Raw genomic sequence first — 4,760 nt, 5'->3', positions numbered from 1 at the left:
CTCTGCTCGGCCTGGCCGTCGGCTCGATCCTGCGCTTCACGATCGAGCCGCCGCTGGCCTTCGGCATGCGGCCGGAAACGATCTGGGCGGCGTTCACCCGTTGGGGCAGGAAACGGCACCCGGCGGCAACTCCGGCGAGGTGTTGCGGCCTCTAGCGTCGCTGGAACCGACTCAAACCATGTCCTTGCCGGGTCCGCCATCCGCGAGGCGCGCAAATGAGACCTGCAGCTTTCTCGTCCGCAGACGGCGCGCGAAGGATTGTGCTCGCAGACGACCTTGCCGCTATGGGCGCAGGAGGGGGGGAAGCGCAACATTCGCATCCAGCAACGAAAAGCGAGACTGACAATGGCGGCTTCCTCCGACGACCCGCTTTTCCGCGCATGATAATCGGCTTCCGGGGGACGATGGAATCCAAGGAAGGCCTAGAGATCGCGGCCCATTACGCGAAGCTCTTCAAGTCCGAACTGTGCGGAATATTCGTTGAAGACCCGGATCTCGTCGCTTGGTCCGCCGCACCGATCGCGCGGCACTTTTCGCGCATGTCAGCGGCGCCATCGTCAATTTCGCCGGAGAAGCTATCGCAGGCTCTCTTGGCTGCCGCGTCAATCGCTCAAGCGCGGCTCCTGCACGCGGCTGCGGCGCTGGGGTTGACAGCGCGCTTCGAGGTCAATCGCGCGAGCGCCCTCGTTCGACCCGAGGGCGCTCGCGCCAGACGAGCTTCTCGCCTTGATCGAGCGGGCCGATCCGCTTGCCCGATTGAGCTACCCATTTGTCGCATTCGTGCGGGCAATCGCCGAGGTCTCTTCGTCGGTGCTCTATGTTCCGCATGGGGCGGTCGTCCGGCCCGGCCCTGTCCTTTGCAGATGCACAATCAAGACAAGGCCAGCCAGGTTGGTCGAGCGCATCCTCCGAATGCTGGGTGTAGAGTTGGTCGATTCGCCTAGCGGAGACCTCCGTGAGTCCGCGACAGAAAATCTCCAGGAAAGCCCTATCATCGTGAGCCGTCGGGCACTGCTCCCCGGTAACGGCGCCGCTCTGTCCGCGCTAATGGCGATGCGAAGAGTTCCCGCGTTGATCGTAGGCACACCTCGTACGAGTCCGAACCCAAGGCCAGTGCCGCCAACGTGATGGCGGCATCGCGAATGTGTCCGTCTGAGTGAGACCATCGAATGGGTAGTAAGGATCGCGGTGATGAAACTTATCCTTTGCGGTGATGTCATGACCGGCCGCGCCATCGACCAGATCATGCCATATCAGTGCGATCCCGTGCTGTATGAACCTCATATTCGTTCGGCACGCGACTACGTCCTGCTGGCCGAGCAGAGCTCGGGCCCGATCCCCTATCCCGTCGGCTTCGACTGTATTTGGGGAGAGGCCCTGGAGGAGATTGAGCGGCAGGCTCCGGACTTGCGGATCATCAACCTCGAGATAAGCGTCACGTTGGACGGCACACCGGATGACAAGGCCATTCACTGCCGGATGCATCCAAAGAACATCGGTTGCATCACTGCGGCAAGAATCGATTGCTCCGTGCTCGCCAACAACCATGTTGCCGATTGGAGGATGGACGGGCTGGCGGACACGGTCAGGTCTCTGGCCGACGCCGGCATCGCAAGTGCCGATGCCGGTATCGACGCGGATTCCGCCGGACGGCCCGCCTTCCTCCGCAGCGTGCGGGGAAGCCGCATTCTTGTCTTCGCCTTCGCGTGTCCCTCCGCCGGCGTTCCAAGCCATTGGATGGCCGGCGCGAAGCATCCCGGGGTGAATTTTCTGCCGGACTTTGGTGACGCCGCCGTCGAGCATGCAATCGGCGGCATCGAAACATGGCGGCGGGCCGGCGATCTGGTCGTCGTTTCCATACATTAGGGGCCGAACTGGGGCTACGACGTCCCTGCGGAGCACCGCAGCTTCGTTCACGCGCTCATAGATGCCGGGGCCGACCTTATCCACGGTCATTCATCCCATCATCCGATCGGTATGGAGGTCTATCTCGGCAGGCTGATCCTGTATGGATGCGGAGATTTCATCAATGACTGTGAGGGCATCGGGGGTCATGAGGTTTTCAGGTCGGACCTCGCGCTCGCCTATTCCTGGAACTCGATGACGGCGACCACCGGCTCGCGTCGCTCAAGATGGTGCTGTTCCAGTCGAGAAAGCTCCAGCTCAGGCGCGCGTCCCAAACCGATGCTGCTTGGCTTGCAGACAGGCTGAACCGGGAGAGTTGCCGCTTCGGTTTCCATGTTTGCTCATCAGAAGACGCATTCTTGACACTGCGCTCGCGAACGCCGCCTGCCTTTTGATCTGGAGCAAGGGCCTTCAAGGCCGTCTCTGGCATCGTCCTTGCGGCGGAGGGCATTGGCAGGGACGCCGTCGTTACAGAACGCTGAAGATTGCGCAACACGGTGGCGCCCCGAACGTGTTCGAGGGACGTATGTTTGCCCACTCAATGCTCCGCCCGATCTCCAATGATCGGTGCGCACTACACAGTTGTTCCGTCTGCCGCGACGCAAGTCCGGAATTGAGGGCTGAATTGGAGCGTCTTGGACGCCTCCGCATATGTCGTCGCGGCGAGACGGTTGTCGGTGAAGAGGAGGATACCCCCTTCGTGGGGAACGTGGTCAGCGGAGTGCTGCGGACACAGAAGACGCTTCACGACGGCAGGCAGCAGATCGTCGAACTCCTTCTGCCCGGCGATATGTTCGGCCGCGTCTTCGCCCACACGTCTCGTGTATCCATCGAAGCGGCAAGCAACGTGACTCTTTGCTGTTTCGGCCGCGCCGGCTTCGAAGCGGTCATGGCGCGATTTCCGGAACTGGAGCACCGCATGCTCCTGTCCATAATGGAGGAACTGAACGCTGCCCAGGATTGGATACTGCTCCTCGGGTGCCAGACCGTAACAGAGCGCATCGCCTCATTTCTCTTGATCCTGCGCAGGAGAGCCCTGAGGCCTTGTGCAGCCGCCGCGACACCCGGAGCGTTTCCCATCATCCGCGTTCCGATTTGCCGTCGCGACATGGCCGCCTATCTCGGCACGACGGTGGAGTCGATCAGCCGCACAATTCAGGAGATGGCACGACGGGGCGTGCTGAGGATCATCGATCCCCAGAACTTCGAGATTCTGGATGAACGGAGGCTGTCACTGCTTTCGGGCCGCGACGCGACGGAAAAGCCATTTGAGCATGTGGCCACACGTCGAGCCAGTATCGCCTGAAGGAGAAACGGCCGGATGATCGTCGACGACCAGGTAGCCACGAGCGCACTGCTGAGCAACTCGGCTTTTCACGGCGTCCGTGGGCCGGTCGATATCATCGAGACCCACATCTCGCGCATCTTCCTTGCAGGCAAGCGGGCCTGGAAGATAAAGCGCGCGGTCAAGCTGCCCTATGTCGACTTCTCCACCCCCGAACTTCGCCTCGCGGCCTGCTCCAAGGAGGTGGAACTGAACGCGAAGACCGCGCCGGGGCTGTATATCGGCTCTCATCGGATCACCGAGGAAGAGGACGGGCGGTTAGCCTTAGACGGCTCGGGCAGCCTCGTTGACGGAGTAGTCGAAATGAAGCGGTTCGAGCAGTCGAGCCTGCTCGACCAGATGGCGCTCGCGGGTAAACTCACACCCGGCTTGATGAGCGAAACGGCGCATATGATCGCGGCTTTCCACTGCGATGCCCCTGTCGCCCACGGGCGCGGCGGCGCGGACACCATGGCGGGCGTGCTCGACATCAACGAAGCGGGCTTTGCCGGCAGCCACGTGTTTGGCGAGGCGGGGACGGCGCCCTTCAACCTAGCCTTTCGCGCTGCGCTGGCACGTCACTCCGCCCTCCTCGACCGGCGGGCAACGGAAGGCAAGGTCCGCCGCTGCCACGGCGACCTTCACCTAAGGAACATCTGTCTTATCGGTGGCACCCCGCGGCTCTTCGACTGCATCGAGTTCAGCGAGGAGATCGCGACCGTCGACGTGCTTTATGACCTGGCCTTCCTGCTGATGGACCTGTGGCACCGCGGCTTTGCCGCTTTGGCGAACCTCGTCATGAACCGCTATCTCGACGAGACTGACGACGATGACGGCTTCTCGCTTCTTCCCTTCTTCATGGCGGTGAGGGCGGCCGTGCGGGCGCATGTCACGGCGACGCTCCTCGAGGAGGGCGGGACGGCGGCGGGTCTCGTCGACGAGGCCCGATCCTATTTCGACCTTGCTCTTGAACTGCTTCGCGAGCCTCCGCCGCACTCCATCGCGATCGCGGGTCTGAGCGGATCCGGCAAGACGAGCGTGGCGGAGATGCTCGCCGCAAAGCTGGGCGCACCACCGGGCGCACGGATTGTGGAGAGCGACAGGGTCCGCAAGGCCCTTTACGGCGTCTCGACGGAAACACGTCTTCCGAACGACGCCTATCGGCCGGAGGTGTCGCAGAAGGTCTATCGGGAAATGGCGCGGCGCGCCGGCTTGATTCTGCGCCAGGGCGGCTCGGTGATTGCCGACGCAGTGTTCGAGCGGTCGACCGACCGCCTTAGGATCGAAGCGGAAGCCCGCAAGATTGGCCTGCCCTTCCTGGGCTTCTGGCTACATGCGGATCCGAAGAGCCTCCGGCAACGCATCGAGATGCGTCGGGGCGGGCCGTCAGACGCCACGGTCGACATTCTGACGCGACAGTTGCAGCGGCATGTCGACTTTTCCGATTGGACAAGGATCGACGCTGGGCGCGACCTGAAAACGATTGTTGCGGACATCCTCTCGCATGTCACAGGCGTACGGGCGGATCAGG

Annotated in this window: 3 protein-coding genes and 1 pseudogene; 3 read left to right on the top strand and 1 reads right to left on the bottom strand. The window is 62.5% G+C overall.

Annotated features, from left to right (window positions below):
* Nucleotides 1–1,191: 1,191 nt before the first annotated feature.
* Nucleotides 1,192–2,022, top strand: a pseudogene (locus tag GM910_RS27060) (CapA family protein); the annotation flags it as partial.
* 62 nt (nucleotides 2,023–2,084) lie between these two features.
* Here GM910_RS27060 and GM910_RS27530 read toward each other — a convergent pair.
* Complete coding sequence (locus GM910_RS27530) at nucleotides 2,085–2,240, bottom strand: hypothetical protein (protein ID WP_246226400.1); 156 nt, start codon at nucleotides 2,238–2,240, stop codon at nucleotides 2,085–2,087.
* A gap of 191 nt (nucleotides 2,241–2,431) precedes the next feature.
* On the opposite strand from GM910_RS27530, the gene GM910_RS26700 reads away from it, so the two are divergent.
* Both GM910_RS26700 and GM910_RS26695 read left to right on the top strand, forming a co-directional pair.
* Nucleotides 2,432–3,211, top strand: a complete 780-nt coding sequence (locus GM910_RS26700) for a helix-turn-helix domain-containing protein (protein ID WP_159593905.1) — start codon at nucleotides 2,432–2,434, stop codon at nucleotides 3,209–3,211.
* A 15-nt stretch (nucleotides 3,212–3,226) separates the two neighbouring features.
* The coding region (locus GM910_RS26695) for a bifunctional aminoglycoside phosphotransferase/ATP-binding protein (RefSeq protein ID WP_159593903.1) at nucleotides 3,227–4,760 on the top strand (1,534 nt) is incomplete at its 3' end.

Origin of the sequence: Chelativorans xinjiangensis, from assembly GCF_009812055.1 — a bacterium.
Taxonomy (GTDB): Bacteria; Pseudomonadota; Alphaproteobacteria; order Rhizobiales; family Rhizobiaceae; genus Chelativorans; species Chelativorans xinjiangense.
The sequence above is the reverse complement of the archived record's forward strand: the minus strand, read 5'-3'. Positions and strand labels throughout refer to the sequence as shown.

Bases quoted from the DNA above. Each gene is read 5' to 3' on its own strand.
- GM910_RS27530 (WP_246226400.1), bottom strand. From the start codon at position 2,240: ATGGAAACCGAAGCGGCAACTCTCCCGGTTCAGCCTGTCTGCAAGCCA.
- GM910_RS26700 (WP_159593905.1), top strand. From the start codon at position 2,432: ATGTTTGCCCACTCAATGCTCCGCCCGATCTCCAATGATCGGTGCGCA.